The sequence below is a fragment of the Aeromonas sp. WP2-W18-CRE-05 genome (assembly GCF_014168615.1).
Classification (GTDB): domain Bacteria; phylum Pseudomonadota; class Gammaproteobacteria; order Enterobacterales; family Aeromonadaceae; genus Aeromonas; species Aeromonas caviae.
The window spans coordinates 253,067-275,852 of sequence record NZ_AP021917.1 but is presented as its reverse complement, the minus strand read 5'-3'; the positions used below and the strand labels follow the sequence as shown (position 1 = coordinate 275,852).

The window sequence follows — 22,786 nt, the reverse complement described above, 5'->3', positions numbered from 1 at the left end:
GTCTTTCCTCGGTTTATCAATTGATATTGGTGGTCACCTGGCCGGAGGCCGGGCGATAACTGAAACTCATGAACGCATCCGTGCTCCCTTGCGGGTCCTGATAACGTCCATCACTTCCCTTGCTCAGGCTGTTGACCAGATAGTAACGGCAGACCGAATCCAGTCCATTGTTGCTCACCGTGGCATAGAACTTCAGGTCATTGCCGCTACCGCGCACCTCGTCAAAACGGGCAGTAGCCTTGGGAGGATTCTGCAACAACCCCTCCCAAATATTGAGGCAGCGGGCCGCCGTCAGACTGGCCGGATCCACATCGGGCGTGCCGCTTGACGCCGTGTCCATGGGATACCCGGGAGAGAGCTCGCCATTGCTGACCTGACTGTCGGTCGGCGTGGTCAGATAGAAACGCGAGCCGTCATAGAGCACGGTGTTGAGTCCATCCTGCCTGGCACGCCCTTCGGCCTCCCACTGGGCCCGCACCAGGGACACTCCGGTGGCGAAACCGCCAGACACCCCTTCCACGCTCGCCTTCTTCGCCTCGTCGGTCACATCGAGAAAACGGGGCAAGGCGGTGACGGCCAGGATCCCCAGGATCACGATGACGATCACCAGCTCAATCAGGGAAAAACCGGCCATCTGACCGGGCCCCTGGCCGGGTATCACTCTCTTTGTTGCCATGCTGCCTCCGTAATGTTCCGCATTATTTCATGCAGATAGAAAAAAATCATGTCGCCGAGACGCTAGAACGATACTGTTCAAGATTTGTTCAGCAAACTGCCGTCGGCGAAGCGATAGATCAACCAGTTAGCCTCCCAACCAAATTCGCATCCCTCCCCATCCGGGCTAGCCAGCACCTGCAGGGTGGGCATCGACAGCGCCTCCTGGCCGAGCAAGGCCGACCAGAGCCCGCGGCAGTTCTCGGACGGTGACTGTAGCGGCAACACCGCCAGCGGCCAGCCCCGTCCATCAAACTGCCAGGCCCGCCCCTCTGCATACAGCACGGCGGGGCGCCGCTCATCGAGCCAGCGCCCGTGCAGCCGCTGGACTCGCTCGGCAAACTGCTCCCCCAGCAGGGTCAGGCTGACCGCCAGCGCCGCTTCCCTGTGGCTGCGATAGCTCAGGGCCAGGGTGGCAAGGATGACCAGCAGCAGGATGCAGGCGATCAACCGCCTGTAGCCTCCCAGCCAGCGCTCATCCTGCTCGGACTGTCTGCTCATACCTCTCCCGCATCCTGTTTGGCAGTGAAAATAGCCCAGCTCATCACTGCCCCCGCACCGCTCTCATCATGTCCCCCACCAGGAGGAGTGAAGATACCGTCTATTGACCACGCACGGCCCGCATCATGTCCCACATGGGCGTAAAGATGCCGAGCGCCAGCACCAGCACCATGACGGCCACTATGCCGATGAGGATGGGTTCGATGCGGGCGGTGAGGCTCTTGAGGTCATAATCCACCTCACGCTCGTAATACTCGGCCGCTTCGTGCAGCAGCTCGTCCACCTGACCGGTCTCTTCCCCCACCGCGATCATCTGCATCACCAGAGGGGTGAACAGACCGCTGGCCCCGGCGGTACGCAGCAGGCTCTCGCCGCGCTCGATGCCGCCCCGCATGTCGCGGATCTGCCCCGCCATCCAGGCGTTGTCCACCGCATCGGCCACCAGGGTCAGCGCCGTGTTGAGCGGCACGCCAGCCTTGAGCATCATGGAGAAGCTGCGGGCAAAACGGGCAAGCAGGGAGCGCTCTATGATGGAGCCGACGATGGGCAGCCGCAGCTGCCATCTGTGCCAGGCCAACCTGCCTTTGGTGGTGGCGACCCAGCGTCGCCAGCCGACGACGGCGCCCACCAGGATGGCGAGCAGCAGCCACCAGTAGTGAACGAAGAAGTGGGAGGTGGCCAGCAGGATACGGGTCGCCAGCGGCAGCTCCACCCCGAACTTGGCAAACATCCCGGCAAAGACGGGGATCACCATGATGTTGAGGATCACCATGGCGACGGCGATGGCAATCAGCACGAAGGTGGGGTAGCGCATGGCGGTCTTGATCCGCTTGCGGGTCTCCAGCTCCAGATCGAAATAGTTGGCGAGCTGCAGGAAGGCCTCCTCCAGCTGACCCGTGTTCTCCCCCACGTGGATGATGGCCACGAAGAGGCTGCTGAACACCTTCGGGTGCGACTGCATCGCGCTCGACAGCGGCCGGCCGTTGGCCAGATCCTCCCCCAGAGCGTGAAGCGCCCGCTTGAGGGGCTTGCTGTGGGCGCTCTCCTCCAGCCCCGCGATGGCGCGCAGGATAGGGATGCCTGCACGGGTCAGGGCATACATCTGGCGGCTGAAGACTACCAGCTCCTCCAGCTTGACGCTCCCTTCCAGCAGCAGCGACCAGTCGATGCTGGCAGACCTGGCCTTGCCGGCCTTCAGCTCGGTGGGCATCACCCCGCGGCGCATCAGCTGCTCGGCGGCGGCCTGCTCGCTGACCGCTTCCACCACGCCGCTGACGGCCTGGCCCCGGCTGTCACGCCCCTTGTAGGCAAAACGATTCATGGGCGACCCCGGCAGAGTGATTCAGTACGATCCAGATGCCTCATGCGTTACCCCAGGTCCTCGGCCAGCCGAAGCACCTCGTCCACCGAGGTGATCCCCTCGCGGGCATAGTCGAGCGCCGTCAGGGCCAGGGGACGGTAGTGCTCGTGCGCCCGTGCCGCCCGGGCAAACCCCTCGGCATCGTTGCGGCGCAGGGCATCCATCATGGGTTGATCCAGCTCCAGCAGCTCGTACACCCCGATCCGGCCCGCGTAGCCGGTGAAGTTGCAGCTCTGGCAACCCCGCCCCTTGCGATAGCGATGCTGCCCCGGCGCTTCACCGGAAAGCACGGATAGCCAGGTGGCCTGCCCCTCGTCCGGCGCCGTCTCGCAGGCGCAGTGTTCACACACCCGCCGCACCAGGCGCTGGGCCACCACGGCCCGCAGGGCGCTCGCCACCAGATAGCCGGGCGCCCCCATGTCGATGAGACGCAGGGCACTGGTCACGGCGTCGTTGGTGTGCAAGGTGGTCAGCACCAGGTGGCCCGTCATGGCGCCGCGCAGGCCGATCTCCACCGTCTCGTTGTCCCGCATCTCCCCCACCAGCAGGATGTCCGGATCCTGGCGCAGGGTGGAGCGCAGCACCTGGGAGAAGGTGAGCCCTATCTTGGGATTGACCTGCACCTGGCTGATGCGGGGCAGACGGTACTCCACCGGGTCTTCCACCGTGATGATCTTGTGGCTGGCCTGGTTGAGCTCGGAGAGGGCGCCGTAGAGCGTCGTGGTCTTGCCGCTACCGGTCGGGCCCGTCACCAGGATCATGCCGTGAGGGCGTTTGAGCTGACGGCGGAAGCGGGTCAGGATGGCGGGTGGCATCCCGGTCTCGGCGAGCGACAAGATGCCGGAGGATTGATCCAGCAGCCGCATCACCACGGATTCCCCGTACTGCACCGGCATGGTGGACATCCGCACATCCACGTCGCGGCCGCGCACCTTCATGTTGAAGCGGCCATCCTGGGGCAGACGCTTCTCCGAGATGTCAAGCCCGGCCACCAGCTTGAGGCGCAGCACCAGCGCCTGGGCAATGCGCACCTCGTTGAGGATGTTCTCGTGCAGCACGCCGTCGATACGCTGGCGAATGCGCAGCACCTTCTCGTCCGGTTCGATATGGATGTCGGAGGCACCCACCTGTACCGCGTCCTCGAACAGGGAGCGCAGCAGCTTGGCCACCGTCGCCTCCCCCTCGTCGGTTGCGGCATTGAGGCTGCCGGCCCCCAGCTCGAAGCCGGTCTCCTGGTGCTCTTCGTGCAGTTGCACCGCGAAGTTCTCTATCTCCCGGGTGCGGCGATAGAGGCGGTCGAAATACTCCAGCAGCTGGCCTTCACGGGCCACGGCCAGCACCAGCTCCCGCGGGCTGAGCAGGGCAGCGATGGCGTCGAGGGCGCTCAGATCCGCCGGATCCGACATCACCACGGTGACCTTGTCGTCGCTCAGGTTGACGGCAAGCGCCCGGTAGCGACGCGCCTGCACCTCGGGCAACAGCGCCACGGCCGAGACGTCGATGGTGAGGTTGTTGAGATCGAAGAAGGGCACATCCAGCTGACGGGCGAGGAAGGTCAGCAGTTGCACCTCGCTGATGAAGCCGAGATCGATGAGGGTGGTCCCCAGCTTGCGGCCGGTCTGGCGCTGCTGCTGCAGGGCGAGCTGCAGCTGATCATCCGAGATGATCTGTTCCTGTACCAGCAGGTCGCCTAGGCGCATTTTCAGTCTGGGTTGTGCCATTGTTGCTCCGATCTCTGTTGCTTCACGCCCGCTGCCTTGTCCGATGGCATGGGCTCATCGAACAGCCGTTCTATCAATGGGTCAGTTGGCCAATTCGTTGTTCGAGCCATTGGGTGGAGGCCTCCCCCAGGTTGCCGTGCAACTGGGCATTGCGATAGGCATCCAGTGCCCGTTGACGGTGTCCCTGACCATCCTCCGCCACCCCCAGTCCCAGCCACCAGCGCCCCTGATCCGGCTGCTGGCGCAGCAGCCTGACGTACATCTCGGACGCCTGGACAGGCTGCCCCAGCTCCTGGGCAAGACCGGCCCAGGTGGCGTAATAATCCAGATTGCTGGCAATATCGGGCTGATAGCCGGTGAGCCAGTCCAGCGCCTTCTGCCGATCCCCGCCGCTGATGGCCACACGGGCCAGCAGCAGACGCAGGTCCGCCTGCGCGGGATCCAGCCTCAGCCCCTCTTCCAGCACCTGGGCGGCCTCGGTCAGCCGTCCGGCGCCATAGAGCAGGCCCGCCAGCTGTTCCCGCGCCCCCTGGTTGTGGGGATCGTGGGCCAGCACCTCGTAGTAGCCATCCTGCGCCTCCTCCATCCGCCCCTTGGCCATGGCCGTGGTCGCCTTGCGCTCGGCCAGGGTGGCCAGCTCGGCGTCGGAGAGTTCCACCGTCTCGATCTTCAGGATCCCGGGTTTGCGCGGCGCGGCGGGTGCAGGCGCCTCTTCGGCGCCCTGCTCAGCAGCCAGCTCGGCATAGAGGTCCGGTTGCAGCTCCTCGTCGCTCGGGATCGTCTCGTCCCCCAGCGCTTCCTGCGGATTGCCCTCATCGGCGAGCACGGCCTCATCGGCCGGAGCCTGCTCGGCTGCGGAGGGGGCCATTCTGGCGGCGGTCGACTCGGCACTGGCGGCGGGCACCTTTGCCACTGGCGCGGCAGAGGAGACCGCCTGTGTGGTGGCCACCACCGCCAGGGGCGCGGATGGCGCCACCGTAGGGGCGGTGCGGGGGGCCTCGACCTGCGCCGCTGGCAGGGAGGCTCGCTGGCTCTGCTGCCAGAAGATCCAGGTGCGCCAGCCGAGGATCCCCAGGGCCAGGGTACACAGCAGGGTCAGCACCAGCATCCACCAGCCTTGCTGGCGCACCGGCGCCACATAGACGGCGGCTCCCTCGGCCTCTTGCTGACGCCTATCCAGATCTTTCAGCATCTGATTGATCACGCTCATGACCAGACTCCATACGCCAGGGCGGTGCCCAGCAACAACAACAGGGGCCACCAGAGGGTGAGACGGCCACGGCGGGCATCATCGGTATCCCGGATGGCGAGCCGGACCAGGGCGCTGTCGATCCGCCGCACACCGCGACCATAGGCCAGCATCAGGCACTTCTGCGCCAGTATGTTGATGAGGCGGGGAATGCCGCGGGATGCGCGCCACAGCCTGCGCAGGGCGCGGCCATCGAACAGGGCGGCCCCGCGATAGCCGGACACCTGCAGCCGGTACTCCAGATAGGCGCGGGTCTCGTCGAGCCGCAGCGGCCGCAGGCGGTAGGAAAAACCGATGCGCTGGCGCAACTGGCGAAGACGGGGCTGCCCGAGCCTGGCATCCAGCTCGGGCTGGCCGAACAGCACGATTTGCAGCAGCTTGCTGGATTCGGTTTCCAGGTTGCCAAACAGCCGGATCGCCTCCAGGGTCTCGTCCGGCAGGGCTTGCGCCTCGTCGATCAGCACCACCACCCGGCTCCCCTGACGATGCAGGGAGATCAGATGGCGGTGAATACGATCCGTGAGATCCAGCTCGCTCTCCCCCGCCAGCGTCAACCCCAGCTCCAGGGCCAGGGCCGTGCGCAGCTCCCCCGGAGTGAGATGGGGGTTGGGCAGCCAGGCCAGGCGCACCGGGCAGGCCTCGGAGCCGAGCTCGCTCAGCAGTTTGCGACAGAGCAGGGTCTTGCCGGTGCCGACCTCGCCGGTCACCTTGATGAACCCCTCCCCCTGGGAAAGCGCCCAGTTGAGCACCTGCATGGCCTCCTCGTGGGGGGGCAGGCCGTAATAGAAACCGGTGTTCGGGGTCAGGCCGAAGGGGGCCTCCCGCAGTCCGAAGTGACTCAGATACATGCACCCTCCCGGCCAGAGTCCAGGGCGCGCAGCCGCAGACAGCCCCGGATCAGCGACATGGCGCCACCGCCGTCGGGCAGGGCAGAGTGGCGGCAGCCGGGAGGCGCCGCCACATGGGAGAAGGAGTGCTCAACAGGCGCGTCATCCCGGATCAGCCCTTGGGGGGATACCATTTGTCGAGCAGCTCGGAGGAGCGTTGCAGCTCTTTCTGCCAGGTGTCCTTTTCCACCACGGTGGGCTTGAGCAGGATCACCAGCTCCACCTTGCGGTTGCTCTCCCGGCGGTTGGTGAAGGCCTCGCCGACCCAGGGGATGTCACCCAGCAGGGGCACCTTGCTGACAATCTCCTGCCTGTCGGTCTTCATCAGACCACCGATGACGATGATGTCCCCATTGTTGGCCTGCACCACGGTATCGGACTCGCGGATGGAGCTCTTGGCCAGCGGCAACACCAGGGGATCGGCGGTGCCGACGTTGATGGTCTTGCTCTGCTCCTCGGTGTCGATGACGGAGGGGTGGATATGCAGCAATACCTTGCCCTGCTCGTCGATCTGGGGCGTCACGTCCAGGGCTATCCCCGAGAAGAAGGGGGTCAGCTCCACGTTCGGGGTGACGATGGGGGCCGAAGTCCCCGAGGTGGTGGTGGTGGTAGAGGCGTTGGTGACGAAGTATTCGTCCGTCCCCACCTTGATCACCGCTTTCTGGTTATTGGTGGCCGTCACGCGCGGGCTGGAGAGGGTGTTCACGTCCCCCTGGGTCTTGAGCAGGCTGACCGCGACGTTGAAGTTGCCATCGGAGATGGTGAAACCGGCGCCGCCCCCCAAAGCCCGGAAGATCTGGTTGGGGGTCGAAGCGATGGGGCTGTCCATGAGGGAGCCGCCCCCCGTGATGCCCTTGCCGCCGTCCCAGCTTGCGGAGAGGCCGCTCCAGTCCACCCCCTGCTCGTAACCCACACTTCCAGGATCCGCGCCTCCAGCACCACCTGGCGCTTGAGGTGTTCGCCGGACTGGTCCAGGAACTCGCGCACCGCCTTGAGCTCCTTGGGATAGGCACGCACCGTGACCAGGCCCGCCTGGGGACTGGTGATGACGGCCCGCCCTTCCCCTGTGCCAATCAGGGTCTGCAGGGCATCCCGCAGATCGGTCCAGTAGTCGTTGTTGCTGTCCGTCTCGATGCGGGTGCCGTTGCTGTTGGTGTTGTTGTCACCGCTGGCGGTGTTGCCCTGGCTGTTGTTGTTGCCGCTGTTGTTCAGGCCGTTGTCGAAGTTGTTGTTATTGCCATTGTTGTTGTCGTTGGCCGTCACCCCGCCTGTGCTCACCGAGGTACGGGAGAGACCGCGCCGGGCCATCATCAGGTAGTTGACCGGAATGGTCTCGGTACGCAGACCGGCGGGATAGACGTGGAACACGTTGCCCTTGCGCTGCACATCGAAGCCGTACATGTCGCCGACGGTCGCCAGCGCCTCCTGCAGGGTCACGTCCTTGAGCTCTACCGAAATGACGCCCGCCACACCGGGATGGACCGCCACGCTGTAGCGGGAGCCCTTGAACAGGGAGCCGAAGAACTCCACCGCGTCCACGTCATGGGCCGCGATGCGCATCCGCTTCTCGGGAATGGTCATCGGCTGCTGGGGACGATTGAGCTGCAACAGCTCGCTCTGCACCGAGGGCGGCAGGGAAGTCAGGGGGGCGGTCGGGCTCTGCTCGCTCATCGCCTGCTTGAGTGCATCTTTGGCCTGTACCGGCTCGGGGTGACGATAGGTAGTGCAACCCGCCACCGCCAGCGCGAGGGGAAGCAGACAAAAAGGGTGTTTTTTCATGTTATTCGTGCACCTGACTCGCTAAGAAACTCGACAAACCTGGCCCGCACCATCCGTGCGACACCCACTTCACATCCGGATCTTGCTGCCAAACAGGGTCAGTGTCTGGCGTTTGCCCGCTTTTTCCAGCACCACGCTGTCGGCGCTGATCCCCACCAGCCGGAATCCGTTGACCTGCTGGCCGACCCGGTAGCTTTGACCGTCGAGCACCGCCAGGGCGGGCCCGCTCCCCAGGATGACGCTCTGCAACCTGGGCAGACCGGCCTCCTTGGCGACACTCGCCGCCGAGCCGGATCCCGCCAGGGGCAAGGTGGGATCCTGCAGCACCTCGGCCTGGGCCTGCAGCGCGAGCAGGCTCCCCCACAGGGCCAGCCAGCGCCAGGATGGGAAGGCAAAAATGCGGGATCCCGTCCCGCCGACATGCCGCTTAACCACGGATGAACTCCTTGCTGGTGCTGAGGGTGTAGATCTCCATCGCTACCGCCGCCTTGGGATGCTCGACCACCCGGTAGTCAAAGCCCTTCCAGTAGAAGTGGCGAGGCAGGGCTTCGAGCGCTTTCAGGTACTGGTAGACATCGAAATAGCCGCCCTCCAGCTGAAGCCGGATGCCGTGCCTGAACAGGTTCACCTTCTGCTCCCCGGCCATCAGCGGCTCGGGCTTGAGGGAGGTTAGCGCCAGCATATGCAGGTTGGCGGAGCGGGACAACAGGGCCTCCAGCACCGCGGGCATTTCGTGGGCGGGGATCAGATCCACCGTCTGAGCCAGCAGCTCGGCATCCATCTGGCGCAGAGTGGTCTCGACACCGGCGAGCTGCTCGCGTACCTGGGCATCGGGATCCCGCCCCAGCCTGGCCTGCTTGCCCTGGTTTTCCAAGGTCAGGATCTCCAGATCCCGCTGCGCCGCAGCCAGGGCCTGCCGATCCTGGCCCAGCCGGGTATCGGCGTCATCCAGCCAGCCATAGATGCCCATGGCCCCGAGCAGCACGACCCCGGTCAACAGAATGAGGATCCGCTCGCGCAGGCTGAGGGCTGCGATCTGCTGCGCCCATCCCTGCCATTGTGCCTTCATGTCCATCAGGGAGTCTCCCGCGCTATGCCACTGAGCTGGAAGGCAAGCTGGCCCTCCTTGTCCCGACTCAGGGTGAGCTCGCCAAACTGCTTGCCCGCCAGGGAGGGGGTCTGTTTGAAGCGGTTCACCCAGGCGGGCACGTCCTGACTGCGTTCGGCCACACCCGCGAGGTTGATGCGCCCGTCGCTTATCTCGATCCGTTGCAGGGAGAGGCGGGGATCCCGCAGGCGGGCAAGGTCCGCCATCACCCCCGCATAGCCCTGGGATTTTTGCAGGGAGAGGTGGCCAAGCTGCTGCATCAGCGCCTGTTTGGCCCCCAGCTCTTCCCGCTTGTCGGCCAGTTGCCGCTGCAAGTCTGCATTCGCCAGATGGCGCGCCAGCTCCGCATCGAGACGCCTGGCCTCGCCGCGCTGCACGTCGAGCTGTGCCCGCACGCCAGCCAATTCACGATCGAGGCCCTGCTGTTGCCAGCCATAGAAGAGGGTGGCCCCCAGCAGCAGCACCAGGACGCCGCCCCAGACCGACGCCATCTGGGGCAGGCTGGCCCACAGGCGTCTTGGCCGGAATTCGGCGCCATAGAGGTTGATATGGTGTTTCATCAGTCGCTCCTGCCCAGGGCCGCGCCATAGGCACTGAGGTATTCGACTCCCGCCAATACCGCCTTGTTTGCCATGGCCGACACCGGGAAACCGAATGTCTGTTCCAGGTGACGCACCAGTACCCCCATGGCGGAGGAGGCGATGGCCAGTTGCAACTGGCCGGGCTCGGGCAGCTTGAGATGGCCGGCCAGATAATCGATGGATCGCTGGATCTCCAGCGCCAGCGCGTCGAGCTGGTCAGCATCTGGCTCATGGCTGCCGGTGAGGCTCGCAAATCCGCGCAGCTGGCGGGAGAAACAGAGTCCGCCCCGATGGAAGACCAGCAGTTGCAGCTCCTGCCCCCGGGGTTGCCAGAGCAGCATGCGCACCATCTGGTCCGCCTCGTAGAGGGCCGTCATGGCCAGCTCGTCACTGACGATGGCCTCCAGGGTCGCCGCGCCGTTGACCGCATCCGCCACCTGCTGCACCCGGCTCTTGGGCATGCAGACAACGTTGATGCGCGGACGCCCGGCAGGGGGCGTCGGCAGGTCCACATAATCCATGGCGAGCTGCAACACCGGCTCGTTGACGAAATCCTTGATGGCCCAGGGCAGGGCCCCCGCCATCTCGGCATCGGGGACAGCGGGCTTGTCGATCTGGATCTGCTGATAAAGGCTGGCCGCGAGGGCCACCCGCACCTTAGACTTGGCCAGACCGTGCCGGGAAAACAGCTCGGCCAGGGCCTTGGACCAGTCGTGGGGGCCGTTGACAGGCTGGCTGGCAAACACGGGAACGGGGTCCACGCAGGCCAGCAGAATGCGATCGCTGGCCAGCAGGATCCCGACCTGATGGCTGGAGGGAGAACGCCTGAACAGTGACTTCATCTGGATCTTCACCTGGCCGCGTAAAACGGACTAAACCTTAACATAAACAGGCTATTAGCCTCCAACTTTATGACAAACGACGCATCGACGGCCACGCTGGCACCCACGGGAGACGATCCCATGGCGCCCCTTCAGCTCCCCTCCCCCCTGCACCGGATCCGACATCCTCTGCTGGCAGCCCATGACGTCACGCTCTGGTGCAAGCGGGACGATCTGATCCACCCGACCCTCTCCGGCAACAAGTGGCGAAAGCTCAAATACCATCTGCAACAGGCACAGATGCTGGGCAAGGGCCACATCCTCTCCTTTGGCGGCGCCTACTCCAATCACATTCACGCCCTGGCCGCAGCAGGACTCAGACTGGGAGTGCGTACCACGGGCATCATACGCGGTGAAGGGGATACCGTCAGCAATCCCACCCTGAAAGCGGCCAAAGGCTGGGGCATGGATCTCGTTTTTGTCGACCGGCAGGACTATCGCCGGCGCCAGGATCCCGAATGGCTTGCCAGGTTCGAGGATGACGACACCCTGCTGGTACCGGAAGGAGGCAGCAGCCCGCTGGCCATCCCCGGAGTGGCCGAGTTGGTCGACGAGGTGCCCTTCTCGCCGGATCTCTGGGTGCTGCCCTGCGCCAGCGGCGGCACCCTGGCGGGGCTCATCGCGGGCAAGCGGGCGCAGGAGCAGATCCTGGCCATCGCGGTGCTCAAGGGGGCCGACTTCATCACCGGCGAGGTATGCCGGTTGCATCCGGCAGCGGCCACTACTCCGGGCTGGCGCATTGCGCTGGATCACCACGACGGCGGCTATGCCAGGTTCAGTCCGGCACTCTGGCAATGGGTGCAGGCATTCAGTGCCGAAACCGGCTTGCCGCTGGAACCCATCTACAGTGGCAAGGCGATGTGGGGGCTGTTTCGCGAACTGGCGGCAGGCCGCATTGCGCGCGGCAGCAAGATCATCTTCATCCACACCGGTGGCTTGCAGGGGCTGGCGGGCCTGCAGGAGCAGGGCCGCCTGTCACCCCGGCCGGGACGCTAGTCAGGCAGGTTGAGGGGCTCGGGGTCGGCAAACCAGGGACCTTGACCGGCATGCACGCCCAGGTGTCGCAGCATCTTCCACTCGTCGCCACTCTCCACCCCCACCGCGATGACCCGGGCCTGGGTATTGGCACAGCCCCCCACCAGACTGCGTACCGCCATCTGGTTGACCTGGCGAAGGTGGATCTCCCGCACCAGGCTGGGGTGCAGCTTGAGGAAGTGGATCTCGAACTCCTTGATGTACTGGGTGCTCACCACGTCCTGGCCCGCATGATCGATGGCAAGCCTGCACCCCAGCATGCGCATCGCCCGAAGTGGCCGCTTGAGGGCTTCGTAGTGGCGGGTCACCTGGGACTCCGACAACTGCAGGATCAACCCCTCGTTGGTACTGCGCGGCAACTGGAACAGCTCGAAGAAGAGCTCGCGCTGGAACTCGCGGGTGAGCAGGTTCTGGGCGCACAGAGAGAGGCTGATGGGGCAGCTCGATGCCGGTCGCTGGCGCAGCAGTCGCAAGGCTCGGGCCACCACCAGCCTGTCCAGCGGCAGCAGCAGACCGGCCTTCTCCGCCATTGGCATGAAGACCCCCGCCTGCAGTTCCCGGCCCTGCTCGTCGTGAAGTCGGATGAGCAGCTCCTGCTGCAACACCACCTGATCCCGCTCCTGCTGCACAGGCTGAACGTAGAAGTCGATGCCCTGCTCCTCGATGCGACGGCTGATCAGGGTGCGCCAGCGCACCGTTCCCTTGCTGCTCGCCTCCTCGTTGAGGGATTTCTCGAACAGGAACCAGCCGCTGTGTCCTTGCAGGCGTGCGCTCTTGAGCGCCAGCTCCGCCTCTTCCTGCACCTTGAGCAGGGAATCCTGTGCCTGATAGCAGACCGCACCGAGATAGATGGCGGTGTCGGCATTGACCGCTTCGGGCCAGTGCAGTCGTTGCAGACTCTTGAGCAACTGGCTGGCGCCGTCGACCATCTCGCTCTCTGACATGTTCGGCAGCAGCACGGCAAAGACCTGACCGGCATAGCGCGCCTGCAGGGCTCCGCTGTGCTTTCGCACGAAGGCGGCGATGGTGGCGCTCGCCTCCATCAGGAGTTCCTGGCTCGGGCGCCCGCTCAGCTCGGGATCCAGCTCTTCCAGACCGGCCAGCTCGATCAGCAACACGCCGCCGCTGATCACGCTTGCCTCCATGATGGCGCTCTCCAGCCGGTTGTCGAAGAAGAGGCGATTGCCGATGCCCGTCGTCTTGTCGACGAAGGCGTTGCTGCGGATGAAGTTGTCGAAGCGGCTGCGCTCCTTGCGGGCGTCGGCCAGCTCGGTCAGCAGATGGGTGAGGGCCTGACTGGCCGAAACAGGCCACTCTTCGGCAGGGTCATGGGCCAGCTTGGTCAGCTTGCCATCCAGGATCAGCTGGGCACGCTCCGCCAGCAGCTCGGCACCGCGCAACTGCTGACGGAGCCAGCGGATGGAGTACCAGAGCCCGAACACCACGATGAAGATACCCAGAGAGATGCCGAACATCGCCTTCATGGAGTACTCGAACTCCTTGAACGGCCTGTCCAGCTTGAAGTCGGCCCGCATCCCGACCTGATTGGGGATCGCCTCGCTGTAGGCGATCAGCAGGCTCTCGTCCGTCTGCTGCTGCACATCGCGAAACCAGTAGACCCGCTGCTTGTCCTGACGGATCTCCAGCTCCACCACATGGGAGGCCCGCAACAGGGAGGGCAGCCAGCGGGCAAGGGCTTGCTGGTCATCGGTCACCCCGAGCTGCTTGTCGATGATCTCCACCAGGGAGTCGACCCGGTTCTGTTGCAGCTCCATTCCCATCTGGCGGAAACTGAAGACCCCGCCGAGCATCACCATGGCCATGGCCGAGATCACGCACAGCGTAATAAAAGAGACGAGTTGAGTGGTCAGTTTCATGTGCCTTTCCGTAGCCGACAGCATCCATAGGGCATCATGGTATCAGCCCAGACCAAACGCCGCCTATGGATGAAGATCCCGCTTCTGCAAATAAGCGGGCGGATGCGTCATGCGGCGCCGTTGTGCGGGCCGCAAAACAGGCATCAAGGGAGAGAACGAGGGGACACAGGCTGAGGAGCGGACAGAAAAATGGTCCCACAACGGGGACCAAAAGAAACACTCATATCAAAACTAACACTCTGTGCTACTGACAAAAATAGATACAGGAGTATTGAACACACGGTGAGTCAAACCGCACCGCTACTTTAGCCACTTCAGATAAGCTGGACAATTGTCATTTATGACAGGTCAGCGATTGAATCTTGTTCAGGTGTTTAGCCATATCCTTTATTTATCAATTAATTATCGTTTTTGTTCCAAGTGTGACCAACTTGGCTCAAATCGATGCAGCTAATGCTATGATGCTTGAGTCTCAATCGAGTTGTTTCATTTCAGGGAAGAAGGGGGCCCACCATGTCTGCACGATCTCCGTTATGGATTCCTCTGGGCCTCTTCTGTTTGCCCCCGCTGCTGATGCTGTTGCTCACCCCCCTGTTGAGCGACAAGCTGGCTCACCACCTGTTGCAGACAAAGGAAAGGGCTCTGCTCGACTACCAGCAGGAGCGCAACCAGCTCCTGGATCACGATGTCCCCGCTCAACTCGCCCACTTTGCCTTCGATTGCGGCCCCAAAGACATGGCGCTGCTGCGCTCACCCCAGTATTACAACCGCCATATTCGCCTGGCCGGCCTGCAGCTTGCCAACGGGAGCGGCTGCTCCACCCTGGGCCCCGCCCTGCCCCAGCTTGCCGACGCCGGCATACCGGTCTCCCCCGACTTTCATATTTCCAGCACGGCCCCCATGTTCGATACCGAACGCGAAACCCTGGTCTATGCGAGACGCAACGGCAATCTGGCCTATTGGGTGCTCGACAGCAGCTGGAGCCATGAGCTGCTGCGCACCCCCTGCAACGACTGTTTCTACCTGGAGTTCAACCACAAGCACCCGACCCAGTCCGGGCTCTTTTTCCCCCGTGGCAACAAGCACATTCGAGAAGAGGCAAACCCGATGCGGCTGCTCAGTTTCGACCCCCAGCATCAGGTGGAACAGACCCTCTGGGCTGGCGAGGCACTGAAACGCTACGCCCGCTCACAGATACACCGTGATGGCCTCTGGTCGGCCGGGGCGCTGGGGGCGCTGCTGGCGGCCCTCTACTGGAGCCTTAGAAACTACCGGCGCTCCCTCAAAGGATTGCTGCAAAGAGGGCTGGCTCGGCGGGAGTTCATCCCCTTCTATCAGCCCATAGTGGACAGCAGAAACCGAAGGGTGGTGGGATTCGAGGCATTGCTGCGCTGGCAGCGAGGACGGGATTTGGTGTCGCCAGGCACCTTCATCGCCTATGCGGAGGAACAGGGGCTGATCCTGCCGATGACGGATCAACTGCTGGAACGCATCCTGGCGGATCTCCCCGTCCTGGCCCCGCACCAGTGGGTCAGCGTCAATCTGGTGGCGGGCCATATCGAGCAACCTCGTCTGCGCACCCAGTTGCAGCGCCATGGCTGGCCCTCGCCGGCCCGCCTCACCTTCGAACTCACCGAGCGGGATCCCATCAAGCACATCCAGGGGGCCATGGCGGAGATCGCAGCTCTGCAGGAGAGGGGCTATCACTTCAAGCTGGATGACTTCGGCACCGGTTATGGCGGCTTTGCCTACCTGCAACGGCTCGGCATTCGCCAGATCAAGATCGACAAGATGTTCGTGGATACCATAGGCACGGACGACCTCAAGCGCAGCGTGCTGGATGCCACCATCGCCTTCGGCCTCAAATCGGGCATGGAGATGATCGCCGAAGGGGTCGAAACCCAGGAGCAGGTGGATTATCTGCATCGCCACGGAGTCCACCTGATCCAGGGCTACGTCTATGCCAAGCCCATGCCCCTGAGCAAACTGAAGATCTGGCTGATGGCATGGCAAGAGGGCGAGACAACCAGCCCCTCCGACCCGCACTGAGGCGGTATCTTCCCCGCCTCTCACCCTTTGCAACAAAATGATGCTCCGCATGAGGAGCATCTCCCCTTATCATGGGTCTGTGCACCTTGGGTGCACCAAGTCGCTCCATACCCCGTCGGCCGAGGCCGCCCCGAGATGAGAACCACTGCCTATGAAGTCTTTTATCCGACAAGAGATTGCTCTGCCTGCCGGTCTGCTGACCCTGCTCTTCTTCAAAACCCTGGGAAGCGACCTGCTGGCAGAGACAACCCCCCTTGCGGTCTACCTGCCGGTGTCGCTGGCCCTGCTTGCCATCGTGACCTGGGCCATCTTCTCCGTCGTGCGTCACTCTGACGCCCTTGCCATCAAGCTCGGGGAACCCTTCGGTACCCTGATCCTGACCCTCTCGGTCATCTCCCTGGAAGTGGTGATGATCTCCTCCGTCATGCTGACCGGCGATCCCAATCCCACCATGGCCCGGGACACCATGTTCGCGGTGGTGATGCTGGTCACCAACGGTCTGGTGGGCTTCACCCTGCTGTTTGGCGGCTGGCGCTATCACACCCAGAACTTCAATCTGGACGGGGTCAAATCCTATCTGGTGGCCATCATTCCCCTGGCACTGCTCTGTCTGGTCCTGCCGAACTTCACCCAGGGCGGCACTCTGGGCAGCCTCTCCAAGGCCATGTCATGGATGCTGATCATCATCTCCATCCTGCTCTATGGTGTCTTCCTGCTGATCCAGACCCGCAGCCACAGCCACTTCTTCGTCGACAGCGATCACGAGGATCTCGAGGATCACCACGGCCCGCTGCAGAGCAACGTCTATCACACCCTCTTGCTGCTCGCCTACCTGGTGGTGGTGATCCTGCTGGCCAAGACCCTGGCCATCCCCATCAACTACGGGGTACACGTGATGGAAGCCCCGATGGCACTGGGTGGCTTCATCGTCGCTTGTATCGTGCTGGCTCCCGAAGCGGTCGGCGCCATCAAGGCGGCCTTCAACAACCAGTTGCAGCGGGCCATGAATCTCTACTTCGGCTCCGTGCTGGCCACCATCGCCCTCACGGTACCCTCCGTACTTTTCATCGGCTCCCTGATGGGGCAGGAAGTGCGCCTGGGCCTCTCCCCTGCCGACATGGTGCTGCTCATCACCACCCTCATGGTCTGTAAAGTGACCTTCAGCAGCGGCCGCACCCACGCCCTGCACGGCGCCACCCATCTTGTGCTGTTTGTCGTTTACCTGTTCCTGATGTTTGAACACGGATAAGGCTGCCAGCACTCACCCCAGTGCTGTTCGTGGTTTATCTGTTCCGGATGTTTGAACACGGATAAAGCCGCCGCCTCTGTCTGCTGCCACTCTGCGCAGCGCACTTCCGATGGCCCCGACGCGAGGCGCGGGAGACGAAAATGAAAAGACCGCCCCATGGGCGGTCTTTTTTATGGTTGCTCAGGCTCCAATTCAGAGGCTGGGCAGGGTCCCTGCCGGGATCAGGTCGTTGTAGCTGGCACGGCCCAGCAGGGCGGCGGCCGCCTCGATGTCCGGTGCAAAGTACCTGTCCTTGTCATAGAAGCTGACCTCTTCCCGCAGACGGCCCTTGGCCAGCTCGATGAGCTCGGTGGAGCGCAGGGGAGCGCGGAAGTCGAGCCCCTGGGCCGCTGCCAGCAGTTCCACCGCCAGGATACCGCGGGTGTTCTCGGCCATGTCCGCCAGCCGGCGACCGGCGAAGGTGGCCATGGAGACGTGGTCCTCCTGGTTGGCCGAGGTGGGCAGGCTGTCCACCGAGGCCGGGTGGGCCAGGGTCTTGTTCTCGGAGGCCAGGGCCGCCGAAGTAACCTGGGCGATCATGAAACCGGAGTTCACCCCGCCGTTGTTCACCAGGAAGGCCGGCAGGCCAGACATGCGCGAGTCGATGAGCAGCGCCATGCGCCGCTCGGACAGCGACCCGATCTCGGCGATGGCCAGGGCCAGGTTGTCGGCGGCAAAGGCCACGGGTTCTGCGTGGAAGTTGCCGCCGGAGATGATCTCCTCATCCTCGGCAAACACCAGGGGGTTGTCGGAGACCGCGTTGGCCTCGCACACCAGCACCTCGGCGGCCTGACGGATTTGGGTCAGGCAGGCGCCCATCACCTGGGGCTGACAGCGCAGGGAGTAAGGATCCTGCACCTTCTCGCAGTTGTGGTGGGACATGCCGATCTCGCTGCCGTCCACCAGCAGGTGGCGGTAGCAGGCGGCCGCATCGATCTGGCCGCGCTGACCGCGCACCTCGTGGATGCGTGCATCGAACGGCCGGCGGCTGCCGAGGGCCGCTTCAACGCTCATGGCACCGATGGTGATGGCGCCGGCGTAGAGATCCTCGGCATGGAACAGCCCTTCCAGCGCGAAGGCGGTGCTCGCCTGGGTGCCGTTGAGCAGGGCCAGCCCCTCTTTCGGCGCCAGGGCGATGGGCTCCAGTCCTGCAATCTTCAGGGCAGTGGCGGCGTCGATCAGCTCACCCTTGTGACGGGCCTTGCCTTCACCGATCAGCAGGCAGCTCATGTGGGCCAGGGGCGCCAGATCGCCGGAAGCGCCGACGGAGCCCTTCTTCGGCACCACGGGGTAGACCTCGGCGTTGATAAGGGTCATCAGGGCCTCGAGCACCGTCAGCCGAATGCCAGAGAAGCCACGGGCGAGCGAGTTGACCTTGAGCACCATCATCAACCGCACGGTGGCGTCATCCATGTACTCGCCAATTCCTGCCGCATGAGAGAGCACGATGGAGCGTTGCAGCTCGTCCAGCTGCTCCACCGGGATCCGGGTATTGGCCAGCAGGCCAAAGCCGGTGTTGATGCCGTACACCACCCGGTTTTGCTCGATCACCTTGGTGACCACGGCGGCGGAGGCGTGGATCCCCGCCAGGGCAGCCGGATCCAGGCTGACGTGTACCGGCTCGCGGCTGACACGGCGCAGGGTGGCGAGGCAGAGTTTGCCCGGTTGCAGATTGAGTTCGAACATCTTATTTCACCCCTTTGCCGGTGGCGTCGATCATCGGCAGATCCAGTTTCGCCTCATGGGCACAGTTGATGGCAATCTCGTAGCCGGCGTCGGCGTGACGCATCACCCCGGTGGCCGGGTCGTTGCGCAGCACGCGGCCGACCCGCTTGGCGGCATCGTCGGTGCCGTCACAGACGATCACCACGCCGGAGTGCTGGGAGAAGCCCATGCCCACACCGCCACCGTGGTGCAGAGAGACCCAGGTCGCGCCGCCAGCGGTGTTGAGCAGGGCGTTGAGCAGCGGCCAGTCGGAAACGGCGTCGGAACCATCCATCATGGATTCGGTCTCGCGGTTCGGGCTCGCCACCGAGCCGGAGTCCAGGTGGTCACGGCCGATGACGACCGGAGCCTTCAGCTCGCCATTCTTCACCATCTCGTTGAAGGCCAGGCCCAGGCGCACCCGATCCTTGACACCGACCCAGCAGATCCGCGCCGGCAGGCCCTGGAAGGCGATGCGCTCGCGGGCCATGTCGAGCCAGTTGTGCAGGTGGGGATCGTCCGGGATCAGCTCTTTCACTTTCTGATCGGTCTTGTAGATGTCTTCCGGGTCGCCGGAGAGCGCCACCCAGCGGAACGGGCCAATGCCCTCGCAGAACAGCGGGCGGATGTAGGCCGGCACGAAGCCCGGGAAGTCGAAGGCATTCTTGACCCCCTCTTCCAGCGCCATCTGGCGGATGTTGTTGCCGTAATCGAGCGTGGCGGCGCCGCGGGATTGCAGGGTCAGCATGGCTTCGACCTGACGGGCCATGGAGCGGCGAGCCGCCACGTTGACCTCGTCCGGTGCGCTCTTTTGCAGATCGCGCCATTGGGCCACGCTCCAGCCCTGGGGCAGGTAGCCGTGTACCGGGTCATGGGCGGAGGTCTGGTCGGTCACCACGTCCGGCGTGATGCCGCGAGCCACCAGCTCGGCGAAGACGTCGGCGGCGTTGCCGAGCAGGCCGACGGAGACGGCGGTGCCGCTGCGTTTGGCCTCCTCGATCATGGCCAGCGCCTCATCCAGGCTGTGGGCCTTCTTGTCGACGTAGCGGGTACGCAGACGGAAATCGATACGGGTCTCGTCGCACTCCACGGCGATCATGGAGAAACCGGCCATGGTGGCGGCAAGGGGCTGGGCACCGCCCATGCCACCCAGGCCCCCGGTCAGGATCCAGCGGCCTTTGGGCTCGCCATTGAAGTGCTGGTTCGCCACCGCGAAGAAGGTCTCGTAGGTGCCCTGCACGATGCCCTGGGTGCCGATGTAGATCCAGGAGCCGGCGGTCATCTGGCCGTACATCATCAGACCCTTTTTATCGAGCTCGTTGAAGTGCTCCCAGTTGGCCCAGTGGGGCACCAGGTTGGAGTTGGCGATGAGCACCCGCGGCGCATCCTTGTGGGTCTGGAACACCCCGACCGGCTTGCCGGATTGCACCAGCAGGGTCTGATCGTCCTCGAGCCGGGTCAGTACCTCGACGATCTTGTCATAGCAGGCCCAGTTGCGGGCGGCGCGGCCGATGCCGCCGTACACCACCAGGGACTGAGGATGCTCGGCAACATCCGGATCCAGGTTGTTCATCAGCATCCGCAGTGGCGCTTCGGTGAGCCAGCTCTTGGCGGTCAGCTGGGTGCCGTGGGGAGCACGGATCACGCGGCTCGGATCGTGGCGGGGATCCTGGTGTTGTACAGACATAGACACTCCTTGTTTAGCGATGCAATCAGGCGGCGCGGTGCGCCACTACTTGGTCAACTGGTGAACCAGGCGCGCGGCCACGCGGGCACTGCGGTTGTCCTGATCCAGGTTCGGGTTGTACTCGGCCAGATCGGCGAGCCTGAGCTTGCCGCTGGCCCGGATATGGGCGATGAGCGGTTCGATGACCGCCAGCTCCACGCCGCGAGCAGCGGGAGCGCTCACTCCCGGCATCACCGCCGCCGGCAGCACGTCGAGATCGATGGTGAGATAGAGGTGGTCGCAACGGGCGATGAAGGCATCCAGCCCGCCTAGCAAGGCTGGCAGCTCGGTCGGCGTCATCGCTTCGTCCAGCACGTGCCAAACTCCCAGCGCCTCGGCGCGGACAAAGAGCGCCGCGGTATTAGCGGTTTCGGCCACCCCGAGACAGGCATAGTGAAAGGGGGTGCCCTGGGCGGCGCACTGCTCGGCAATCTGGAAGAAGGGGGTGCCCGAGCTCGCCTGCTCCTGTTTCATGCGTAGATCGAAGTGGGCGTCGAAATTGATGATCCCGACCCGCCCTTCGCCACCAAGATGGCGGTTCAGGCCGCTCCAGCTACCGAACGCCACCTCGTGGCCGCCTCCCAGCACCAGGGGGAAGTGCCCCTGATCCAGCGCACTCGCGACCCGTTCGGCCAAGCGCCCGTGGGCGGCATCGAGATCGCCGTCCTCACAGGCCAGATCCCCGCCGTCATAGACGGGGGCGCCCAGGTGCCAGGCCGTGTTGGCCAGCAGCTTGCGCAGCGCCAGCGGTGCACCGGCCGCGCCTACTCGTCCCTTGTTGCGGCGCACCCCTTCGTCACAGGCAAAGCCGAGCAGCACCACACCGGGTTCGCGATTCCCCTGCCAGGGTTGCACCCTGTCGTGCCAGCGCAGGGCCAGCTCGCCGTCTTCGGGATCCTGACGCCCCTGCCAGACCGACATGTCGATCCCGTTGAACTTATCCATGAAGGGTTTCCTCCCCGTTGACCACACGGCTCACCAGCTGATCGACGCCGATGAGGTAGCTGAGCTCGGCCGGATGGCCGCAGTTCCAGACAAGGAAATCCGCCAGCATGCCGACCTTGAGCTGCCCCAGCCGTTCCTGCTCGCCAAGCGCCCTGGCGGCGTGGCGGGTCACCCCGGCCATGGCCTCCACCGGGGTCAGGCCAAACAGGGTGCAGGCCATGTTCATGGCCATGCGCAGGGAGACGATGGGAGCCGTGCCAGGGTTGATGTCGGAGGAGACAGCCATGGGTACCCCCGCCTTGCGCAAGGCGGCGATCGGGGGCAGCTTGGTCTCCTTGAGGAAATAGAAAGCGGTGGGCAGCAGGGTGGCGACCACGCCACGGTGGGCCAGCGCCTGGATCCCGTCCTGATCCAGATATTCCAGATGATCCACCGAGAGGGCGCCGAAGTGGGCGGCGAGCGTGCTGCCCCCCAGGTTGGAGAGCTGATCCATGTGCCCTTTCACCGCGAGGTTGTACTGATCCGCCGCCAGATAGACCTGCTCGGTCTGGGCAAGGGAGAAGCCGATGTGCTCGCAGAAGACATCCACCGCATCCGCGAGACCTGCCTCGGCCGCCGCCGGGATGATCTCCTGGCAGATGGTCTCGACCCAGGAGTCGGGATCGTCGCGATACTCCGGCGGCACCGCATGGGCCGCCAGCAGCGTGGTCTTGACCCGGATGGGCTGCGTCTCTCCCAGACGACGGGCCACCCGCAACATCTTGAGCTCGTCTTCCAGGGTGAGGCCGTAACCGGACTTGATTTCGACTGTGGTGACCCCTTCCCGGATCAGGGACTTGATCCGCGGCAACGCCAGCTCATAGAGCCGCTCCTCGCTGGCTGCCCGGGTGGCGCGCACCGTGCTGATGATACCGCCCCCCTTGCGGGCGATCTCCGCATAGGGGACTCCCTTCTGGCGAAGTTCGAACTCTTCGGCGCGGCTGCCGGCGAAGATGAGGTGGGTGTGGCAATCGATGAGACCGGGGGTGACCAGCTTCCCCTTCATGTCCTGCCAGGAGGCGGCATAGGGGCCCTTGAGATCCTGCATGGGGACCAGAGCGTGGATCTTGCCATCCCGCACGCCAAGGGCATGGGGCTCCAGCAGGCCGTAGTCCGCCAGATCGGGGCGCAGGGTGGCGGGTGTCACGTTGAGCCAGACCCGCTCGCAGTTCAACAGTTCCTTGTTCATACCGACCTCTAAATGTATATACAATAATTTATAGCCGATCTCTGAAAAGAAAGGAAGGATCAAGTTCACATCTTGATAACAGCGACTTTATTAGAGTGTAAGCACAAAAAAGCCCACCGAGAGGTGGGCTTTTAAATGCTTAATTTGTATATA

19 protein-coding genes and 1 pseudogene are annotated in these 22,786 nt (G+C 64.0%); 3 read left to right on the top strand and 17 right to left on the bottom strand.

Annotated elements, in window-relative coordinates:
• Positions 1-16: 16 nt before the first annotated feature.
• From H7R73_RS01345 to H7R73_RS01290, 12 genes and pseudogenes are all read right to left on the bottom strand, one after another.
• Positions 17-676, bottom strand: a complete 660-nt coding sequence (locus tag H7R73_RS01345; protein ID WP_103259368.1) for a type II secretion system protein — start codon at positions 674-676, stop codon at positions 17-19.
• Positions 677-753: 77 nt separating this feature from the next.
• Entirely contained in the window at positions 754-1,215 is a 462-nt protein-coding gene (locus H7R73_RS01340; RefSeq protein ID WP_103259367.1) for a hypothetical protein, read from the bottom strand.
• Positions 1,216-1,315: 100 nt separating this feature from the next.
• A complete protein-coding gene (locus tag H7R73_RS01335; RefSeq protein ID WP_103259366.1) occupies positions 1,316-2,536 on the bottom strand; it encodes a type II secretion system F family protein in 1,221 nt (406 codons plus the stop codon).
• 47 nt (positions 2,537-2,583) lie between these two features.
• Entirely contained in the window at positions 2,584-4,296 is a 1,713-nt protein-coding gene (gene mshE, locus H7R73_RS01330; RefSeq protein ID WP_103259365.1) for an MSHA fimbrial ATPase MshE, read from the bottom strand.
• 73 nt (positions 4,297-4,369) lie between these two features.
• Positions 4,370-5,506, bottom strand: coding sequence for a tetratricopeptide repeat protein (locus tag H7R73_RS01325; RefSeq protein WP_103259364.1), 1,137 nt, complete (start codon positions 5,504-5,506; stop codon positions 4,370-4,372).
• Positions 5,503-6,393, bottom strand: coding sequence for an ExeA family protein (locus H7R73_RS01320; protein WP_010672622.1), 891 nt, complete (start codon positions 6,391-6,393; stop codon positions 5,503-5,505). Before H7R73_RS01320 ends, H7R73_RS01325 begins: the two co-directional genes overlap by 4 nt.
• Positions 6,384-6,566 (bottom strand): hypothetical protein, encoded by a 183-nt coding sequence (locus tag H7R73_RS01315; RefSeq protein WP_141651384.1) that lies wholly within the window; start codon positions 6,564-6,566, stop codon positions 6,384-6,386. The genes H7R73_RS01320 and H7R73_RS01315 overlap by 10 nt, the downstream gene beginning before the upstream one ends.
• Positions 6,545-8,211, bottom strand: a pseudogene (mshL, locus tag H7R73_RS01310) (pilus (MSHA type) biogenesis protein MshL). Before mshL ends, H7R73_RS01315 begins: the two are co-directional and overlap by 22 nt.
• A 69-nt stretch (positions 8,212-8,280) precedes the next feature.
• On the bottom strand, positions 8,281-8,610 hold the full coding sequence (locus H7R73_RS01305) for a SctD/MshK family protein (protein ID WP_042015443.1): 330 nt from the start codon (positions 8,608-8,610) through the stop codon (positions 8,281-8,283).
• A 28-nt stretch (positions 8,611-8,638) separates the two neighbouring features.
• Positions 8,639-9,286, bottom strand: coding sequence for an MSHA biogenesis protein MshJ (locus H7R73_RS01300; RefSeq protein WP_103259363.1), 648 nt, complete (start codon positions 9,284-9,286; stop codon positions 8,639-8,641).
• A complete protein-coding gene (locus H7R73_RS01295) occupies positions 9,286-9,879 on the bottom strand; it encodes a PilN domain-containing protein (protein WP_048208876.1) in 594 nt (197 codons plus the stop codon). The genes H7R73_RS01300 and H7R73_RS01295 overlap by 1 nt, the downstream gene beginning before the upstream one ends.
• Entirely contained in the window at positions 9,879-10,742 is an 864-nt protein-coding gene (locus H7R73_RS01290) for a hypothetical protein (RefSeq protein ID WP_041214302.1), read from the bottom strand. Before H7R73_RS01290 ends, H7R73_RS01295 begins: the two co-directional genes overlap by 1 nt.
• 120 nt (positions 10,743-10,862) lie before the next feature.
• On the opposite strand from H7R73_RS01290, the gene H7R73_RS01285 reads away from it, so the two are divergent.
• On the top strand, positions 10,863-11,777 hold the full coding sequence (locus tag H7R73_RS01285; protein WP_042015307.1) for a 1-aminocyclopropane-1-carboxylate deaminase/D-cysteine desulfhydrase: 915 nt from the start codon (positions 10,863-10,865) through the stop codon (positions 11,775-11,777).
• On the opposite strand, the gene H7R73_RS01280 is transcribed toward H7R73_RS01285, so the two are convergent.
• A complete protein-coding gene (locus H7R73_RS01280) occupies positions 11,774-13,693 on the bottom strand; it encodes an EAL domain-containing protein (RefSeq protein WP_103259362.1) in 1,920 nt (639 codons plus the stop codon). The two genes, H7R73_RS01285 and H7R73_RS01280, sit on opposite strands and share 4 nt — an antisense overlap.
• Positions 13,694-14,206: 513 nt before the next feature.
• On the opposite strand from H7R73_RS01280, the gene H7R73_RS01275 reads away from it, so the two are divergent.
• Both H7R73_RS01275 and H7R73_RS01270 read left to right on the top strand, forming a co-directional pair.
• Positions 14,207-15,742, top strand: a complete 1,536-nt coding sequence (locus tag H7R73_RS01275; RefSeq protein WP_103259361.1) for an EAL domain-containing protein — start codon at positions 14,207-14,209, stop codon at positions 15,740-15,742.
• A gap of 151 nt (positions 15,743-15,893) precedes the next feature.
• Positions 15,894-16,991 (top strand): calcium:proton antiporter, encoded by a 1,098-nt coding sequence (locus tag H7R73_RS01270; RefSeq protein ID WP_010672612.1) that lies wholly within the window; start codon positions 15,894-15,896, stop codon positions 16,989-16,991.
• A 192-nt stretch (positions 16,992-17,183) separates the two neighbouring features.
• Here the strand turns inward: H7R73_RS01270 and hutH are convergent, their stop codons facing one another.
• Genes hutH through hutI form a run of 4 tightly spaced genes read right to left on the bottom strand, consistent with a single transcriptional unit; the run spans position 17,184 to position 22,633 of the window.
• A complete protein-coding gene (hutH, locus tag H7R73_RS01265) occupies positions 17,184-18,716 on the bottom strand; it encodes a histidine ammonia-lyase (protein WP_010672611.1) in 1,533 nt (510 codons plus the stop codon).
• Position 18,717: 1 nt separating this feature from the next.
• Entirely contained in the window at positions 18,718-20,421 is a 1,704-nt protein-coding gene (hutU, locus tag H7R73_RS01260; protein ID WP_042015303.1) for a urocanate hydratase, read from the bottom strand.
• A 45-nt stretch (positions 20,422-20,466) separates the two neighbouring features.
• Entirely contained in the window at positions 20,467-21,405 is a 939-nt protein-coding gene (gene hutG / locus H7R73_RS01255; RefSeq protein WP_103259360.1) for a formimidoylglutamase, read from the bottom strand.
• Positions 21,398-22,633, bottom strand: coding sequence for an imidazolonepropionase (gene hutI, locus H7R73_RS01250; RefSeq protein WP_010672608.1), 1,236 nt, complete (start codon positions 22,631-22,633; stop codon positions 21,398-21,400). The genes hutG and hutI overlap by 8 nt, the downstream gene beginning before the upstream one ends.
• Between the last annotated feature and the right edge of the window lie 153 nt (positions 22,634-22,786).